The 15,230-nt window shown below is 44.6% G+C and carries 18 protein-coding genes; 8 read left to right on the top strand and 10 right to left on the bottom strand.

The annotated features are described in order from the left end of the window. Nucleotides 1–126: 126 nt before the first annotated feature. Complete coding sequence (gene focA / locus R7Q38_RS11145; RefSeq protein ID WP_054577945.1) at nt 127–987, bottom strand: formate transporter FocA; 861 nt, start codon at nt 985–987, stop codon at nt 127–129. A 299-nt stretch (nt 988–1,286) separates the two neighbouring features. Here focA and R7Q38_RS11140 point away from each other — a divergent pair, with 299 nt between their 5' ends. Beyond that, entirely contained in the window at nt 1,287–1,520 is a 234-nt protein-coding gene (locus tag R7Q38_RS11140; protein WP_005387662.1) for a TIGR02647 family protein, read from the top strand. A 43-nt stretch (nt 1,521–1,563) separates the two neighbouring features. Here the strand turns inward: R7Q38_RS11140 and R7Q38_RS11135 are convergent, their stop codons facing one another. Continuing rightward, nucleotides 1,564–2,010 carry a PACE efflux transporter gene (locus R7Q38_RS11135; protein WP_213966530.1) on the bottom strand — a complete coding sequence of 149 codons (447 nt, stop codon included), beginning with the start codon at nt 2,008–2,010 and terminating at the stop codon, nt 1,564–1,566. A gap of 89 nt (nt 2,011–2,099) precedes the next feature. Here R7Q38_RS11135 and R7Q38_RS11130 point away from each other — a divergent pair, with 89 nt between their 5' ends. The 3 genes from R7Q38_RS11130 to R7Q38_RS11120 are packed head-to-tail and all read left to right on the top strand — an operon-like array spanning nt 2,100 to nt 4,459. Continuing rightward, nucleotides 2,100–2,978, top strand: a complete 879-nt coding sequence (locus R7Q38_RS11130) for a LysR family transcriptional regulator (RefSeq protein ID WP_005378151.1) — start codon at nt 2,100–2,102, stop codon at nt 2,976–2,978. Between the two features lie 18 nt (nt 2,979–2,996). Then, nucleotides 2,997–3,824, top strand: coding sequence for an NAD-dependent epimerase/dehydratase family protein (locus R7Q38_RS11125; RefSeq protein WP_064353801.1), 828 nt, complete (start codon nt 2,997–2,999; stop codon nt 3,822–3,824). Then, entirely contained in the window at nt 3,821–4,459 is a 639-nt protein-coding gene (locus tag R7Q38_RS11120; RefSeq protein WP_239938342.1) for a YdcF family protein, read from the top strand. Before R7Q38_RS11125 ends, R7Q38_RS11120 begins: the two co-directional genes overlap by 4 nt. Nucleotides 4,460–4,519: 60 nt before the next feature. On the opposite strand, the gene R7Q38_RS11115 is transcribed toward R7Q38_RS11120, so the two are convergent. Together R7Q38_RS11115 and cysS are read right to left on the bottom strand one after the other, a co-directional pair. Beyond that, nucleotides 4,520–5,098: a thymidine kinase gene (locus R7Q38_RS11115; protein ID WP_005378154.1), complete on the bottom strand. Its 579-nt coding sequence runs from the start codon at nt 5,096–5,098 to the stop codon at nt 4,520–4,522. 87 nt (nt 5,099–5,185) lie between these two features. Beyond that, complete coding sequence (cysS, locus tag R7Q38_RS11110; protein WP_005378155.1) at nt 5,186–6,568, bottom strand: cysteine--tRNA ligase; 1,383 nt, start codon at nt 6,566–6,568, stop codon at nt 5,186–5,188. A gap of 202 nt (nt 6,569–6,770) precedes the next feature. Between cysS and R7Q38_RS11105 the strand changes: the two genes are divergently transcribed. The 4 genes from R7Q38_RS11105 to R7Q38_RS11090 all read left to right on the top strand — a co-directional run bounded on the left by R7Q38_RS11105 (nt 6,771) and on the right by R7Q38_RS11090 (nt 9,972). Beyond that, complete coding sequence (locus R7Q38_RS11105) at nt 6,771–7,265, top strand: peptidylprolyl isomerase (protein ID WP_005378156.1); 495 nt, start codon at nt 6,771–6,773, stop codon at nt 7,263–7,265. 60 nt (nt 7,266–7,325) lie between these two features. After that, on the top strand, nt 7,326–8,063 hold the full coding sequence (gene lpxH / locus R7Q38_RS11100; RefSeq protein ID WP_005389817.1) for a UDP-2,3-diacylglucosamine diphosphatase: 738 nt from the start codon (nt 7,326–7,328) through the stop codon (nt 8,061–8,063). 98 nt (nt 8,064–8,161) lie between these two features. Then, nucleotides 8,162–9,376: an EAL and HDOD domain-containing protein gene (locus tag R7Q38_RS11095; protein ID WP_005378158.1), complete on the top strand. Its 1,215-nt coding sequence runs from the start codon at nt 8,162–8,164 to the stop codon at nt 9,374–9,376. A gap of 80 nt (nt 9,377–9,456) precedes the next feature. Further along, the gene (locus R7Q38_RS11090; protein ID WP_262639274.1) at nt 9,457–9,972 is read left to right on the top strand and encodes a YchJ family protein; all 516 of its coding nucleotides are present in this window, start codon (nt 9,457–9,459) and stop codon (nt 9,970–9,972) included. 280 nt (nt 9,973–10,252) lie between these two features. Here the strand turns inward: R7Q38_RS11090 and hisIE are convergent, their stop codons facing one another. From hisIE to hisC, 6 genes are all read right to left on the bottom strand, one after another. Next, nucleotides 10,253–10,888 (bottom strand): bifunctional phosphoribosyl-AMP cyclohydrolase/phosphoribosyl-ATP diphosphatase HisIE, encoded by a 636-nt coding sequence (hisIE, locus tag R7Q38_RS11085; protein ID WP_020196969.1) that lies wholly within the window; start codon nt 10,886–10,888, stop codon nt 10,253–10,255. Further along, nucleotides 10,885–11,658, bottom strand: coding sequence for an imidazole glycerol phosphate synthase subunit HisF (hisF, locus tag R7Q38_RS11080; RefSeq protein ID WP_004749837.1), 774 nt, complete (start codon nt 11,656–11,658; stop codon nt 10,885–10,887). Before hisF ends, hisIE begins: the two co-directional genes overlap by 4 nt. After that, complete coding sequence (gene hisA, locus R7Q38_RS11075; RefSeq protein ID WP_005390889.1) at nt 11,640–12,377, bottom strand: 1-(5-phosphoribosyl)-5-[(5-phosphoribosylamino)methylideneamino]imidazole-4-carboxamide isomerase; 738 nt, start codon at nt 12,375–12,377, stop codon at nt 11,640–11,642. The genes hisF and hisA overlap by 19 nt, the downstream gene beginning before the upstream one ends. A gap of 12 nt (nt 12,378–12,389) precedes the next feature. Beyond that, a complete protein-coding gene (hisH, locus tag R7Q38_RS11070) occupies nt 12,390–13,004 on the bottom strand; it encodes an imidazole glycerol phosphate synthase subunit HisH (protein WP_318114223.1) in 615 nt (204 codons plus the stop codon). A gap of 26 nt (nt 13,005–13,030) precedes the next feature. Beyond that, a complete protein-coding gene (gene hisB / locus R7Q38_RS11065; RefSeq protein ID WP_033905090.1) occupies nt 13,031–14,104 on the bottom strand; it encodes a bifunctional histidinol-phosphatase/imidazoleglycerol-phosphate dehydratase HisB in 1,074 nt (357 codons plus the stop codon). Between the two features lie 69 nt (nt 14,105–14,173). Then, nucleotides 14,174–15,214, bottom strand: a complete 1,041-nt coding sequence (gene hisC, locus R7Q38_RS11060) for a histidinol-phosphate transaminase (RefSeq protein WP_262638472.1) — start codon at nt 15,212–15,214, stop codon at nt 14,174–14,176. Nucleotides 15,215–15,230 lie beyond the last annotated feature (16 nt).

Below are 15,230 nucleotides of genomic sequence, written 5' to 3'. Positions count from 1 at the left end.
TAGCATGAGTAGTTTTACAGGCAAAGCCGAAACGGATGATAACCACCTACTGAAGTAGGTGGTTTAGGGCTGAAAATAAAAAGAAAGGCGAACCATCTGGTTCGCCTTTCTTGTGATCTTCTAAACTTATCGCAAATGGTTATCTTCATCGCGTAGATAAATCATCCAATACCACATGCCAACAAATACGCCACCACCAATAATGTTTCCTATCGTAACAGGAATTAGGTTGTTTACGATGAACCCCATCATGTTTAAGTCCGCGTAGTTTGCAATATCTACCCCTGTCATTTGCCAAAACGCTTCTGGCGCAAAGTACTTAATACCAATCGCCATAGGTACTTGGAACATATTCGCAATACAGTGCTCAAAACCTGCCGACACGAACATAGCCACAGGCAAAATCATGACCGCTATTTTATCTGTCAATGTTCGCCCACTAAACGTCATCCAAACTGCAATACAAACTAATACGTTACACATAATGCCAAGCGCAACAGCAGCAAAGAAACCATGATGTAATTTGTGTTGGGAGATCGCCATCGCGTTGAGACCAACTTGGCCATGATCAAACATATATTGCTTGGTAACTAGCATACAGGCCACGAGCAAAATGGCCCCAACCATATTGCCAAAGTAAACCACCAACCAGTTTTTGATAAGTGCTTGCCAAGAGATTTTTCCACTCGCACGCGCAACTAGTGTCAGCACAGAGCTAGTGAAAAGCTCGCCGCCAGTAACCACCACCAAAATCAAACCAAGGCTAAATGCCAGACCACCAATGAGTCGTGTAATGCCCCAAGGCAGCTCGCCTGCGCCTGTTGTTACTGTGGTATAGAAGATGAAAGCAATACCAATATGAAGCCCCGCAGAAATGGCGAGCAGAAAAGATTTGATTGGAGCTTTCGTTGCTTTGCCTACCCCCACTTCAGCCGCGCGTTCCGCAGCTTGTGGCGGTAATAGTGAGTCAAACTGATTAAAGTTCATTCTGGTGTAACATTTAGAAACATTTAAAGAGGCGCGGATAATCGCTCTATTTCCTTATTTTTTCAAGTGCTATTTGGCGTGTTTACTAAAATCGTTGTTATTGGGAGATCAAGCAATAAATAGCGCCTATCATTCGCTACCGTAAGTATCATTGATACTTAACAAGTATTCGGCCTTTCGAACAAAGATCCTGCGTTATATCAGCCTGATAGCGCCATACTTAACACTTCTTGTCGTTGAATGTTGCCCAACGCTACTTTTCAGACTAGCTTGGTAAAAAAAGCGCAAAGGAATCATTTATGAAATATTCAGCTGAACATATCGCCGAATTGAATCTACTTCTTCAGTTCGACCTAAGTAGTGCTGCAACTGGTATTAAAGTTCATACAGACGCGTCAGAAGAAATGCAGGCAGCCGTTGCTCGTCTATATAAGAAGCAACTTTGTACACAGCCTGACGGTGGTTATCTAACAGACGAAGGCATTGAAGTTGCAGAACATGCAGATAAGATTTTAAGAGTTTTGTCTGTGTAATTTGAACAAAAAACGCCACCGAACTCGGTGGCGTTTTTTAGTCCTATATTTTTCCTGTCGATGCCTGTGGCAATAATCGCTTTTTCATTTTGCTAAATGGTTGAACCTTGTCATACAACCAGTTAAAACCAGTGGCATAAAATAGGAAGAAAACGAGGAAGCCGGCTTCCAGCATTAGAGCTTGAAGAAGCGTAATTTCTAAGAACCAGGCAATCACAGGTAGAGAGATAAAGATCAATCCTCCCTCGAAACCAATAGTGTGTCCAAGCCGCATCGCTAAACTTCGCTCAGCTCGATTGCCACCAAACCACTTATCAAAGTACAAGTTGTAGATGTAGTTCCATATCACGGTATACATGCTCAACCCGATCCCAACCAACGCGAGATCACTAGAACCCTTTCCAGTGATCAATGAAGCCGCTGGTACAATAATCGCGAGTGCGATTAACTCAAAAAGTACTGCATGAAAAATTCGTTCGTTACGAGTCATATTTCTCTGTCCAAATAGTTCTACTCAATGCTTAGAATTTTATCTATTATTTAGATAACCAAAAGTTAGATACCATCGGTTTAAGCGATATGTTTACCATCGAACAACTGCAAGCTTTCATTGCTACATCAGAAGCAGGATCATTTTCAGGAGCAGCTAGAAAACTGGGGCGAGCTCAATCTGTAGTGAGCCAGCACATCATGAATATGGAGATCGACTGTGGTGTTGAGCTTTTCGATCGATCAGGCAGGTACCCTAAATTAACAGAGAATGGCCTCGCGCTCGTACCTTATGCACAAGCAACAATCAGCCAACTCGACCGCCTAAACAATAGGGCATCGCAGCTCTTTTCCACGCCAACGAACAAATTAGTCTTAGCTATTGATGAAGGGATTCCTCTGACTCGCTTGCCGGATGTGCTAAAGAAGTTAGAGCAACGCTTTCCACACTTACAAGTTGAATGCTTAACGGCATCAAGCCCTGATATCATTGAATTGGTTAAGTCGGAACGCGCCACGACTGGGATTATTTTGAGTGATTTACAAATGCCAAGGCACATCGATTTCACCAATCTTGGCAATATTGCATTTGATGTCTATGTCTCTTCAACACATCCTTTAGCAAAGCAGCAAATCACTCACATTGATCAATTAAAACAACATCGTCAATTGGTCATACGATCCAAAAGTGCAGAGCCATGTGGCCTCAATCAAGCATTTAGCCCAGATATCTGGTACGCTGATAACTACTATATTTTGTTGGAATTGGCGAATAAAGGGTTTGGTTGGTGCTTTCTACCACAGCATTTAGTCGCGTATTCACCTAATACATTAAAAAAAGTTGGGGATGATTTCACAAAACTGGCTTGGCAAGTCAATGTTGACCTTATTCAGCACCAGAAATGGCATTCAGATCCCCTCCATCAACAAGCCAAAGCAGAACTGCTCAACCTATTCGGGCAGACATAAGTAAGTAGGAAGACCCAAATGGCAAATACATTGATCGTAGGTGCAGGCTGGCTCGGAACTCCGCTAGCAGAAACATTGATGAAAGATGGACACTATGTTGTTGTCACTCGTCGTAGCCAAACTCGATTAAAAGAGTTACCCACCTCATTAACTCACTCCGCATTGTTCGATTTCAATCAATTGAACGCCACAGCACGGCTAGATGAGCTGCTCAAACAGCATCAAATTACGCACGTTATCGGTGCTTTTCCTCCAGGATTTCGTAAAGGACGCGGTCAAGAATATGCACAGCAATGGCAAATACTTGCCAACGCAGCTAAGCAAAACAACGTTGAAAAACTTCTCATGATCAGCTCTACAACGGTTTACCCTAACCTTGCTTCCGATATGGAAGAAGCTGACGCGTCACTCTCTTTAGCAGCCGAAAGCCCTTATTTCTCTGACAATGCACGTATTATGCTTCAAGCAGAGCAGCATGTTATCGACTCGAATATTAGCTTTGTTATTCTACGTTGTAGCGGATTAATCGGGCCAGATAGACACCCATCTCGCTTTGCAGCAAGGCTTCAACAAGTTAGTCGTAAAGCACCAGCTAATATGCTTCATCAAGATGATGCTGTCTCGGCTGCGAAATTTGCCTTAGGCAATTTAAGCAACCAAGTCATTAATGTTACGACACCTCATACTGTCAGCAAGGCTGAGTTCTACCAAGCTGCCATAAACAAAATCGGAAGTGAGATACCTCTTCCACCCGTCACAGAGCAAGCTGACAAGCGTATTCTTGCTGACAAACTACTCTCACTTGGTTATCGATTTCACTTCAATTCAACTTTGGATGCGCTATGAGACTCTATAGACATATAGAAACGCTTTGGGATTACATGCAACTTAAACATGAACTGAAGCCTGCGGACTGTTTGTTTGTGATGTGCAGTAATGATGTGCGTGTAGCGGAGCACGCTGCCAAGCTCTACCACCAAAAGTTGGCACCTTTGATTGTATTTTCAGGGGGTGAAGGTCGCTTCACAGATGGACTGTTTGAAAAAAGCGAGGCAGAAACCTTTGCCGAGATTGCAAAGTTGTCGGGCGTTCCAAGCGAAGCAATTTTGCTCGAGACTAAATCCACAAACAGCGGAGAAAACGTCCGCTTTACTGAGCAACGATTAAAAGAGGAAGGAAAACAATGTTCCTCGTTTATTCTGGTACAAAAACCGTTTATGGAGCGTAGAGCAATCGCGACATTTGAAAAACAGTGGCAGTCACCCTACACTCAGCTCCAAGTAAGCTCTGCGGCTCTTCCATTTTTTGAATACATTAATGAAGACATGCCATTAATGATGGTGCTAGAAGCACTAATGGAAGATTTCTCTCGCGTAAAAAGCTATCCAGAGAAAGGATTTCAAACCGAGCAGAACATCCCTCATCAAGTTGAATCTTCTTACCAGGTTTTACTCGAGCGGTTTGGTTTTGACTTAGGCTAGCTTTTTCTAACCGACAACAAAAAGCCACCAAGTACGGTGGCTTTTCTGTATCAATACGGCTTATTTACCGAGCGCTTCTTTGTAATGTTGGCGGCATACGGAGACATACTTATCGTTACCGCCGATCGCAACTTGATCGCCTTCTTTAATTGCCACGCCGTGTTCATCGGTACGAATAACCATATTCGCTTTGCGGCCGCAATGGCAGATTGTTTTGAGCTCAACCAGCTTGTCCGCCCAAGATAATAGATACTTACTGCCTTCAAAAAGTTCGCCTAGAAAATCGGTGCGAAGGCCGTAACACAATACTGGAATATGCAACTTATCAACGACTTCAGTAAGTTGATAAACTTGTTCTTTCGACAAGAACTGACACTCATCAACAAGAATACAGTGACGTTTTTCAACCTCATTCAGAGCTGCGATCTCCTGATACAAATTGGTATCCTGACGAAATAAATGTGCGTCAGATTGAAGACCAATACGAGAGCTCACTTTACCGACACCAAAACGATCATCTAGCGCAGCCGTAAAAATAACTGGCGTCATGCCGCGTTCTTGATAGTTGAAAGAGGATTGAAGAAGCGTTGTTGATTTACCCGCATTCATTGCTGAGTAATAGAAATACATCTGAGCCACAGAGCATTACCTAAAGTTAAAGTTTTAATTTATGGAAATGGAAAATAAAAGGGCTGAATTATCAGCCCTTTAAAAATGAAAATTCAATTACTTACGACGCCACGTTGTGCCTTCTGGACCATCTTCCAGAACAATGCCCATTTCGGTCAGCTTGTCACGAGCCATATCTGCATTCGCCCAATCTTTCGCAGCACGAGAGTCGTTACGCAGCTTGATCAGAGCTTCGATTTCAGCCACTTCATCATCGTTACCCGCATCACCTTTTAGGAAGGCTTCAGGATCTTGGTGAAGAATACCGATCACGTCAGCTAGTTCACGCATTAGCGCACCGAGTTCGCTCGCTTTCTCTAGGTTTTCTGTCTTCAGGCGGTTAACTTCTCGCGCCATGTCGAACAGTACTGAGTATGCTTCTGGTGTGTTGAAGTCATCGTTCATCGCTGCAGTGAAGCGAGATACGTATTCTTCACCACCAGCAGGCGCCGCGTTTAGGTCTAAACCACGTAGAGATGTGTACAGGCGCTCAAGCGAAGCACGTGCTTGGTTTAGGTTATCTTCGCTGTAGTTTAACTGGCTACGGTAGTGACCAGACATTAGGAAGTAACGCACTGTTTCAGCATCGTAGTGACCAAGAACGTCACGGATAGTAAAGAAGTTACCTAGAGATTTAGACATCTTCTCACGGTCTACCATTACCATGCCGCTGTGCATCCATGTGTTCACGTATTGTGTATCGTGTGCACAGCATGATTGCGCGATTTCATTTTCATGGTGTGGGAACTGAAGGTCAGAACCGCCGCCGTGAATGTCGAAGTGGTTACCTAGGATTGAAGAGTTCATTGCTGAACACTCAATGTGCCAACCTGGACGACCAGGACCCCATGGTGACTCCCACGTTGGTTCACCCGGCTTAGACATCTTCCAAAGTACAAAGTCTAGAGGGCTGCGTTTTGCTGTTTCGATATCAACGCGCGCGCCAGCTTGAAGCTGATCAAGGTCTTGCTTAGACAGCTTACCGTATTCGTTGAACTTGCCCACTTCAAACATTACGTCACCGTTATCTGCAACGTATGCAAAACCGCGCTCGATTAGCTTCTCAACCAATTCGATGATTTCAGCAATAAACTGTGTCGCACGAGGTTCAACGTCCGGGCGTTTCATGTTCAGCGCATCAAAATCAGCGTGCATTTCACCAATTAAACGCTCAGTCAATGAATCGCAAGACTCACCATTTTCTGCGGCACGTTTGATGATCTTATCGTCGATATCTGTGATGTTACGTACAAACGTCAGATCATAGCCCAAGTAGCGAAGGTAACGTGATACAACGTCAAAAGAGACGAAAGTACGACCGTGACCAATGTGACAGAGATCGTAGATGGTAACTCCACAGACATACATACCGACTTTGCCAGCTGTAATTGGTTTGAATTCCTCTTTCTGTCTTGTGAGTGTGTTATATATCTTTAACATGATCTCTATCTATGATTGTGAATGAATAAAAGAAGATGAGTATATCAACTCCAACCTAGTTAGGTAATAGCAATTAACCGATAAAACGATAATCGGCTAAACTTCAAGCACAAAACGAAGAATTTCCTCTTCCTGAGTTTTTAAAGCACTAGAACTTAGGCTAGAATCTCGGGCTCAACACAACACAGTAAAGGAAAGTAGCATGATCACCCTTCACACTAATTTTGGTGACATCAAGATTCAACTAAACGAAGAGAAAGCGCCAGAGACAAGCGCAAACTTCCTTCAGTACTGCCGCGACGGTTTCTACGACAACACGCTTTTCCACCGTGTTATTGACGGCTTCATGATCCAAGGTGGTGGTATGGAGTCTGGTCTACGTGAAAAAGCGACTCGTGCACCTATCAAGAACGAAGCAAACAACGGCCTTAGCAACAAAGTGGGTACACTTGCTATGGCACGTACTATGGAGCCGCATTCAGCAAGCTCTCAGTTCTTCATCAACGTAAACAACAACACGTTCCTAGACTTCCGTAGCGAAAGCCTAGACGGTTGGGGTTACTGTGTGTTCGGTGAAGTAATCGAAGGCATGGACATCGTAAATAAGATCAAAGGCGTTAGCACTGGTTCTTACGGCATGCACCAAGACGTACCTCTAGAAGACGTAGTAATCACTGGTACAACAATTGAAGAGTAATTCTTAGGAATTATTTTTAAAAGATAAGTTAATGGGGAGGCATAGCTTCCCCTTATTTCTATGACGACATTATTTATTTCCGATCTTCACCTTACCCCATCACGTCCTGATATCACGGAATGTTTTGTGACGTTCATGCGAACAGAAGCAACAAAAGCTGATGCACTTTATGTACTCGGCGATCTGTTTGAATTCTGGATTGGTGACGATGACAACACCCCTTTTGCAGACCAAATCCGTGCAGAATTTAAAGCACTGACGGATGCGGGTGTGCCAACTTTTTTCATCCAAGGCAATCGAGATTTTTTACTCGGCAAACGCTTTTGCAAAGAAACCGGTATGACATTACTCGACGATGTCTGCACGATTGATCTTTATGGTCAAAAAGCCGTAATCCTACATGGCGATACGCTCTGCATTGACGATGTGAAATACCAAGAGTTTAGAAAAACCGTTCACAAGCCATGGCTACAATGGTTGTTTAACCGTATTCCTTGGTTCATTAAGAAGAAAATTGTCTCAAAAGTTCAATCCGATATTCGTGATGATAAAATGAGCAAGTCATTAGATATCATGGACGTCAACCAAAATGAGGTCGAGAAAGTGATGTCTCAGAACTGCGTCAACTTAATGATTCATGGTCACACACATCGCCCGAACACACATTTTTTTGACGTCGATGGCGTTAAAAAGACCCGAATTGTTTTAGGGGATTGGTATACGCAAGGCTCAGTTTTAAAAGTAAATTCTGATAGTTTTGACCTACAAACGAGACCGTTCATACAGAATTTGCGTTAAGCATGTAGAGCGTGTAGAAGATTCACGCTCAAGTCGTAGATATTTTGTAAAAAATCGCTATTATCATAATACTAAGTTAAACAGAACGAAGTACCTAATTGAAGTATTCTTACGTAGCTCGCCAACCGATTCTGGATAGAGAAAAACGAACCATAGGTTACGAACTCCTCTTTCGAGACGGCCCTAAAAATACCTTCCCTGAAGTAGAACCAGAGCTGGCTACTAGTCGACTGCTATCCGATCATTTTTTGTCGACGCATTACAACACATTAGGAAACAAACTTGGCTTTGTTAACTTTCCGCATCAAAGCTTGGTGAACTTGGTCCCAACTTTGTTCCCTAAAGAATCTCTCGTCATTGAAGTCCTTGAAGACTGCGAACCGACAGAAGAACTGTTAGAAGCCATCAAGCACCTTCATGAGTGCGGATACAAAATTGCTCTGGATGATTTTGTTCCGACGAAAGCTTGGAAGCGTTTTCTTCCATACGTTTCCATGATCAAGTTTGATATTAGACTTGTGCCGATCAAGAAAGCTGCCATTTTTATTCAGGCGTTGAGCCCATTTAAAATCGACTTTCTTGCGGAAAAGGTAGAGACCTATGAAGAGTTTGAGCAAGCTCTAGAAGCCGGTTTTAACTATTTTCAAGGGTATTTTTTTAGCAAACCTGAGATGATCCAGAAAAAACGGTTGAACCCCGCGTTTCTTACCGTCATCCAGCTTTGTAAAGAGATTGCAGATAAGCCCATCGACTTCAATGAGGTTGAACGTCTGTTTTCAATTGATGTGACGCTGTCATACAAGTTGCTTACTTACGTAAATTCAGGATATACATTAACGACCAAGATTAAGTCGTTCAGACAGGCGCTTATTTATCTGGGTGAAGAGCGACTACGACGCTTTATTTCCTTAGTTGCAATTGCGTCCGTTCAAGAAGATAAACCTGACTCTCTTTACTCTTTAGCGATTCAGCGTGCACGAATGTGTGAACTGTTACTTAGTCAAATGAACACTAGGTATGACCCTGGGCAGGCTTTTTTGACAGGCATGTTTTCTTTACTCGGATCTTTGCTCGATCAACCGCTCTCGGATGTCATTGAAGATATCCCCGTTGACGAAGATATAAAACTCGCATTAACCAGTCGAAAAGGCGTACTTGGTCACTTACTTTCGATGACAATCGCCTATGAACAAGCGGACTGGGAGTTAGCCGAGCGATATTGCACCGTTCTTAAATTAACCGAACCTCAATTAGCGGACGCTTTTAATCAATCGACGGAATGGGCTCAAGAACTGCTGTCTCAAACGCCCTAAATCGCTATAATGCCTCACCCCCAGCCTCGCAATTGTGAGGTTGTTTGTTTTTACCGCTTAATTAATCGAGATTTCATTTTATGGCTTCTTCTTGCCCTTGCGGATCTAACCGCACCTACCAACAGTGTTGTGAAATGGCCCACAACAACCATGCTGACGTCACCACTCCAGAGCAGTTAATGCGCTCTCGTTACAGTGCGCATGTGTTAGGTCTAGTCGATTACGTAGTGAACACGTACCACCCAAGCTGTAATGCAGAAGAGCAACGTGAAGGCATTGCCCAATCTATCGACAGCGATTGGTGCAAACTTGAAGTTGTAAAAACAGAAGCTGGCAGTAATGACAATGAAGGCTTTGTCGAATTTAGCGCTTATTTTGATGAAGACGGCAAGCGCTACTGTATGACAGAGCGTTCTCGCTTTGTAAAAGAAAATGGACTTTGGTACTACATTGACGGCACATTTCCTGAAGAAGAGCCACAAGAAGAGCCAGAACAAGATCCACGCTTAAACCAGCCAGTAAGTAGCCTAAAAGTAGGTCGTAACGACCCGTGTATCTGTGGAAGCGGTAAGAAATTTAAGAAGTGTTGTGGGTAAGATCATCCACTCCTAGCTTATTGAGCTCTCTTTAATGAAATTCCTGATCTCGCCTAGGCTCGTTGGAGTGACGTGAATATATGTACCTGTTTGAAGTAAATAACTCTACTGCAAGCACCATTAGAAAATATACCGTCATTCTGAACAGCGAGGAACGAGTGTGATTCAGAATCTAATCGCTACTAGCACTGTTGCCGGTTTTTACCCCGAATCAAGAACACTAAATTAAAAAAGCCCCTAGGCTCGAGAGCATAGGGGCTTTCACTTATCTATAGCAAGCTTACTTATGACGCTCTTTCAGTTTGTTCACTACGTCATTCATCGATAAGCCTTGGTCTTGAAGCAATACCAGCAAGTGGTAAACCAAGTCTGCTGATTCACACACTAGCTCCGCCTTATCACCCGACGTCGCCGCAAGCGCGACTTCAACGCCTTCTTCGCCCACTTTTTGCGAAATACGCTTGGTGCCACGGGCATAAAGACTGGCAGTATAAGAGGAATCTGGGTCGGCACTTTTGCGGGCAGCCAATAGCTGCTCAAGTTGATGAAGCCACACCATTTGTGACTCCTCTTGAGGGTCCACATCCCAGCAAGTTGTGTTACCCAGGTGACACGTAGGGCCAATGGGATTAACTTTCACCAGTAGCGTATCGTTGTCGCAATCGAGCTGCATGTTCACCAATTGCAATACGTTGCCAGAAGTCTCACCTTTCGTCCAAAGACGTTGCTTGGTTCGAGAGAAAAACGTCACTTGACCAGTTTCGCCCGTTTTTGCCAACGCATCTTGGTTCATGTAACCCATCATCAGCACTTGGCTTGATTGGAAATCTTGTACGATGGCAGGTACCAGACCATCCACCTTTTCCCAGTTGATTCGCTCAGCTAGCGAACTTACTTCGGCGGCTTTCACACTCATAGTCGTACCTCAATGCCTTGTTGTTTCAAATACTGCTTTAATTCACCAATGTTGATGACTTGTTTGTGGAATACCGATGCGGCAAGCGCGCCATCCACATTGGCTTTTTGGTATGCTTCCGCAAAGTGCTCCATAGCACCCGCGCCACCCGATGCAATCAGCGGTACATTACATACTTCGCGCACCATATTCAGTTGTTCGATATCGTAGCCGTTACGCACACCGTCTTGGTTCATCATGTTCAGTACGATTTCACCAGCGCCGCGTTTTTGTACTTCTTGCACCCAATCACGCGTTTCCCATTGGGTCGCTTTGGTGCGTTCTTCATCACCAGTAAACTGGTAAACCTGATACTTGCCCGTCTCTTTGTCGTAGTATGAATCGATACCAACGACGATACATTGCACACCAAACTTATCAGCAAGGTCAGTAATCAATTGCGGGTTCGCTAATGCAGGTGAGTTGATAGACACCTTGTCTGCACCAAACTCAAGAATGCGCGCTGCGTCTTCCGCTGATTTAATACCACCAGCCACACAGAAAGGAATATCAATCACTTCAGCAACGCGAGCAACCCAACTTTTATCGACGACACGACCATCACTTGAAGCAGTAATATCGTAGAACACAAGCTCGTCTGCGCCCTCTTCCGCATAACGCTGCGCCAGAGGAACGATATCGCCAATGATTTCATGGTTACGGAACTGAACGCCCTTTACCACTTGTCCATCACGAACATCAAGACATGGAATTATTCGCTTTGCCAACATGCAAACGCCTCCTCTGCTGTGAACTTACCATCTAACAGTGCACGACCAACAATCACACCAGCCACACCGCTGCCTTTTAGCGCTTCGATATCTGCTAATGAGCCAATGCCACCTGAAGATTGAAACTGCACTTGTGGGTACTGTTTGCATAGGTCAACGTAAAGCTCTACGTTTGAGCCTTCTAGCGTACCGTCACGAGAAATGTCCGTACAAAGCACGTGCTGCAAACCTACCGTTAGGTAATCGTTGATCAGAGCTTCGATAGTCACGCCTGAGTCTTCTTGCCAACCAGAGATCGCCACTTTACGCGTGCCGTCTTGATCGATGTTGATGTCTAGCGCGAGAACGATTTTCTCTGCGCCGTATTTTTCCATCCAACCTTTCACAAGCTCTGGCTGTTTTACTGCTGTCGAACCAACAACAACACGCTGAGCACCAGCTTCTAGCAGGTCAATCACGTCTTGCTCTGTACGTACGCCGCCACCGATTTGGATGTTCGCTGGCGTGCTTGCTAGTAGCTTTGCAATCAAATCAAGCTGGCGTGCTGTCGTGTCTTTCGCGCCAGTTAAATCCACCAAGTGCAGCCAGTTAGCACCAGCTTGGTGGTACAAGTTGAACTGCTCTGCTGGGTCGACTTTGTACTCAGTTACTTGGCCGTAATCACCTTGATAAAGGCGAACCACCTGTCCTTCAATTAAATCAAGAGCTGGAATAATCACACTAAATCCCTTTTATAATTCTAAGAAGTTTTGAATAAGCTTCGCGCCCGCTTTTGAAGAACGCTCAGGGTGGAATTGCACGCCGTAGTAGTTACCGCTTTGTACTGCTGCTGTGAACGGGTTGCCGTACTCGCATTGAGCAATCGTGTAATCCCCAACAGGCATTGCAAAGCTGTGCACGAAGTAGAAATACTCTCCTTCTTCAATACCTTTGAAAAGTGGACTACCTGCTTTTGCAGAGACCGTGTTCCACCCCATATGCGGCAGCGGCAAATCGCCAGTTTGTAGTAGCTTCACTTCGCCATCACAAAGTCCAAGACACTCGACCAACTCGTCGGCTTTCTGCCCTTTCTCTTGAGACACTTTGCCCAGCAGTTGCATGCCTAAACAGATACCTAACAGCGGCTTTTCTACCTGTTTTACCAAGCTGATAAGATCGCGCTCTTCTAGGTTCTTCATCGCTTCGCTGGCAGTTCCCACACCTGGTAGGAATAGCTTATCTGCCGATAACACAACTTGCGGATCTTTTGAAATCGTTACGTCATAGCCTAGGCGTTCAATAGCAAACTTCACCGAAGAGACGTTGGCACAGCCAGTATCGATAATGACAACTTTCTGTTCTGTCACTGTTTTTCTCCTTGCTAAGGTTAGCCTTAAAGCACGCCTTTACTACTTGGTAGCTCAGTGCCTTCTACTTTGATTGCTTGGCGCAAAGTACGACCAAACGCTTTAAACAAGCTTTCAATGATGTGGTGATCATTGTTGCCCGCTGAAGACAGGTGCAGCGTACACGCTAATGTGTCAGTCAGAGAGCGGAAGAAGTGAACCACCATCTCTGTTGAAAGATCACCCACTTGCTCACGGCTGAATTGCGCGTCGAACTTAAGGTAAGGACGACCTGATAGGTCTAGTGCGCATTGCGCCAAACACTCATCCATTGGCAAGCTAAAGCCAAAGCGACCAATACCACGTTTGTCACCCAGTGCTTCTTTCAAGGCTTGACCTAACGCAAGAGCGGTATCTTCTACTGTGTGGTGATCGTCAATGTGCAGGTCACCTTCCACTTTGCACACCATTTGGAATCCACCGTGCGTCGCAATTTGATCCAGCATGTGGTCAAAGAAGCCAAGACCTGTAGAAATGTCGTTACCACCTTGCTCATCAAGATTAACGAATACTTTAATATCTGTTTCTTTTGTGGTGCGAACCACTTCAGCAACGCGAGCCTTCACCGTTAGATCTTTCAGGATCTGTTTCCAACCCATGGTTTCTGGGTTGTATTGAATGCCACGAATTGCCATGTTTTCTGCAAGTTGAAGATCGGTTTGACGATCGCCAATCACAACAGAGTTTTGGAAATCCACTTTGCCACCTTGAAGGTACTCTTTTACCAAGCCCAATTTAGGCTTACGGCAAGAGCAGTTATCTTCATCGAAGTGAGGACAAATCAGCACATCATCAAACTTCACACCTTGAGATTCAAAGATCTCCATCATCATGTTGTGTGGTGCATCAAAATCTTCTTGTGGGTAGCTGTCGGTACCCAAACCATCTTGGTTCGTGACCATCACTAGACGGTATCCTGCATCCTGCAACGACAACAGGCTTGGGATAACAAATGGCTCTAGCTTTAGTTTGTCTAAACGGTCTACTTGAAAATCAATCGGCGGCTCGACAATTAAGGTGCCATCACGATCAATAAAAAGGATTTTTTGTTGTTTGCTCACTCGAACTTCCTTATTGCTATTCTTTTGGCGCTCCCGCTATTGAGCGAGAGCGATAAATTCTGTCTCTATTTATGCGTAGTAGTTTCTGATAAATCCAAGCGTTTTTTCGCACTCGTCACGGTTACCCACACTGATACGCACACAGTTTTCAATTGGCGAGTTACGCAAAATAATGCCCGTATCCCAAGCCGCTTTGAAAAGGTCATCGCCATCTGGGAATTTCACCAATAGGTAGTTCCCCCACCCTTCAAACACTTCCAAACCCGGAATCATTGAAAGGCCAACTTGCAAGTAAGCACGGTTTGCATTCAAATCGAGAACTTGAAACTTCGCTCGTGCTAAACCCGCTTCCGAAAGCGCCTGAGTCGCAATTTCTGCCACTGGAACTGGGACTGGGTAAGGTGCGATAACTTTAAGAAGTACATTAATAAGCTCTTCGTTCGCAAGCGTAAATCCACAACGCAGACCTGCAAGCGCAAAAGCTTTCGACAGAGTACGCAGAATCGCAAGATTCGGGTATTGCGCCAGTAGGTCTACCGTTGACGCTTCTGGACAAAAATCGATGTACGCTTCATCCATCACCACGATTGCACGGTCTTTTGTCATCTCAAGCAGAGACACAATGTCCTCACGCTTAACCAAGTTACCCGTTGGGTTGTTTGGCGAACATACAAAAACCAGTTTCACGTTATCCAGATTAGCTTCGATGCCTGCAAGGTCTAGTTGCCAATCTGACGTTAGCGGCACGGTTTTGCGCTCTACACCGATGGTTTCTGCACTGATGGCGTACATACCGTAAGTTGGTGGGCAGTAAAGAATCGCATCTTCACCCGGCTCACAGAATGCACGAATTAATAACTCAATACCTTCGTCTGCGCCGCGAGAAGTCAGTGTTTGTTCTGCTTTCACACCCGCATAGGCTGCGTAAGCAGAAATCAGTTCTTTCGGTTGGCATTCGCCGTAACGATTAAGACGAGCAAAGTCTGTTTTGTATTCATTGTTAAATGGTGATTCGTTGGCATTTAGCCATACGTCACCCGTACCACCGATTCGGCGAGCCGACATATAAGGGGTAAGCTGTTGGACTTGTTTACGCGCTAGCTTTTCCATCTCATTACTCTCTTAT

The organism is Vibrio sp. Vb0598 (assembly GCF_033338935.1).
Taxonomy (GTDB): Bacteria; Pseudomonadota; Gammaproteobacteria; order Enterobacterales; family Vibrionaceae; genus Vibrio; species Vibrio alginolyticus.
Note: the sequence above shows the minus strand (reverse complement) of the source record. Positions and strands in the feature narration are given on the sequence as shown.